Source organism: Actinomadura darangshiensis (genome assembly GCF_004349235.1).
Classification (GTDB): domain Bacteria; phylum Actinomycetota; class Actinomycetes; order Streptosporangiales; family Streptosporangiaceae; genus Spirillospora; species Spirillospora darangshiensis.
The window spans coordinates 1-2108 of record NZ_SMKY01000580.1 but is presented as its reverse complement, the minus strand read 5'-3'; the positions used below and the strand labels follow the sequence as shown (position 1 = coordinate 2108).

The window sequence follows — 2108 nt, the reverse complement described above, 5'->3', positions numbered from 1 at the left end:
ATTCCGCCCCCACCCCAGAAGCCCACAGCGCCCAAGCCACCACCGCAACCACGGAACCGGACTGCCGCGGTGTCAGGGATGTGCATGTGTGTGAACGCGCCGACATCAGCCCCCGCCGCAACCACGCGACGACCTCAGGAGTCGCGATCGCGTCCGAAGGCAGGTTCAAGCGAAGCGAGAACCTGATCGCGCAGCGAGCCGCAAGGCGAGCCGGAGCGATGCAGCGATCGCACGCAGTACCCGACGATGGAGGGCCGCCAGGCCCGAAGGAGGAGGGCACTGCAATAAACACAGCAGGGCCCTCAAGGCCCGAAGGAGGAGGGCACTGCAATAAATAGCGCCGTCAGCCCGGCGGCTTCTAGGGCTTGGCGGTAGGCGGTGGTGGCGTTTTCGGGGGCCTGGACGAGTTCGTACAGTTCGCCGAGTTCGCGGTACAGGTGGGCGGCCGGGCGGCCCTTGAGGGAGGCCAGTTGCTCGGACGCGGCACCCAAGACGACGTGGGCGGCGTTGCGGTCGCCTTGGGCTATGCGGGCGCGGGCCAGGACGAGGCGGGCCAGAACGGTTTTCTGGGTGCGGTCGCTTAGGTCGTTGCCAGGTTGCGGGGCGACGGTGTGGGTGCTCTCTGGGGCGGCCAAGGCCAGGCCGGTGTCGAGGAACTGTTCGAGCGTCGCGATCGCGTTGTCGAAGTCGCCGACCAGGACGAGGGCGCGGGCCTTGGCGATGGTGGTCTCGGTGTACTCGGCACCGTCGAGGCCCGTCGCGGACTTGAGGAGTTCGAGCGCCTCCTGCGCCGCCTCCCTGGAGCCTTCGGCGCGTGGACGTTCGAAGCCGTATTCGCCTGTCGCCACCACGTCGGGTGGTGCGGCGACGGAGAACGGCATGACTCCCCTGAGGAGGGCCTTGGCCCCGGCAAGGGCGAGTCGTGCGTGGGCTTGGACGGGCGTCGTGTCCGTGCGTGCGTTCAGGGCCTGGTCGGCGAAGTACAGGGAGTCGCCGACGGTTCCCTCGTCCAGGGCGCGCAGGCTGGCGCGCTGGTAGTGGACGCTGGCCGAATCGGGGTCGGCGTCCGGGCGGAGTAGGCGCCGTCCCAGTTCGTGGGCGCGGACGGGTTCGGAGCGGTCCACGTAGGCGAGCAGCAGGATCCGTCCGGCCTCGGTGTACTCGTGGCCGGCGCTGAGGCCGAGGCGGGCGAGGCGGGCGAGGGCGCGCTCGCCGAGCGCGATCGCCTGGCCGAGGTCGCCGACGGCGTGGTAGCAGCGGGCGAGGGCGATGACGGGGGGCAGCCAGCTCGCCCGGCCCGGGTCGCGTTCGGCCTGTTCGCGCAGTTCCTCGAACAGCGCGATGGCGCGGTCGGTCTGGCCGAGTTCCTCCAGCGCGCGGGCGCGGCCCCAGCGGGCGCGGGCCGTCAGGTCCGGGTCGTCGCTGCGGGCGATGACCTCGTCGAAGCCGGCCTCGGCCGTGGCCGGGTCGCCGCCCAGCAGCGCGAGGTGCGCGTGGCGTTCCCGTACTTCGAGGTGGGCGCGCTGCTCCGGCTCGACGCCCTCGGCGAGGTACTCGGGGGTGCAGCCGAGCCGTTCCGCCAGCATGCGCAGGACGGTCGGCGTCGGGGTGCGCTTACCCGACTCGATCAGAGAGATATAGCTGTCGGAAAGGTCGTGACCGGCGAGCTGTGCCTGCGACAAGCGTCTGGTCAGCCGCAGGTTGCGGACACGTTCGCCGACATTGCCTGGACCCGGCATGTGGACTCACTTAGCGGAAGTAAACAGGCGGCTGGGGTGCCGACATGATTGCACATTGGGGGTAATCGCACATCGAGAGCAACGAAGCGGCAGCGGACGTGACGTCCCGGACTCGCGCCGGCGGACGCCCGGGAGCGGGCGAGGTGCACGGCCGGCGCGGGTGGTCGCGGCTTCTGTCACCCCGCCGACGGTATCCGACCTTGCAGTCGGCGGCGCGAGCACCGCCGATATTGACCAGTACGTTGCGCTTTCCGGCCATCGCCCGAACGGCCGGACCGACCGACCCCAGCCGACCCCGGTCGACCCCGGCCCGACCGGTCGACCCGGCCGGACTCCGGCTAGAGCTCGGCGTCCGGGCCGTCCTTGGGG

At 70.9% G+C, this 2108-nt stretch carries 1 protein-coding gene; it reads right to left on the bottom strand.

Annotation, left to right across the window (positions count from 1 at the left end; genetic code table 11):
• Window positions 1-302: 302 nt before the first annotated feature.
• Complete coding sequence (locus E1293_RS46590) at window positions 303-1739, bottom strand: helix-turn-helix transcriptional regulator (protein ID WP_132206503.1); 1437 nt, start codon at window positions 1737-1739, stop codon at window positions 303-305.
• Between the last annotated feature and the right edge of the window lie 369 nt (window positions 1740-2108).

Coding starts and splice junctions, on each gene's coding strand:
- E1293_RS46590 (WP_132206503.1), bottom strand. CDS start 1,739: ATGCCGGGTCCAGGCAATGTCGGCGAACGTGTCCGCAACCTGCGGCTG.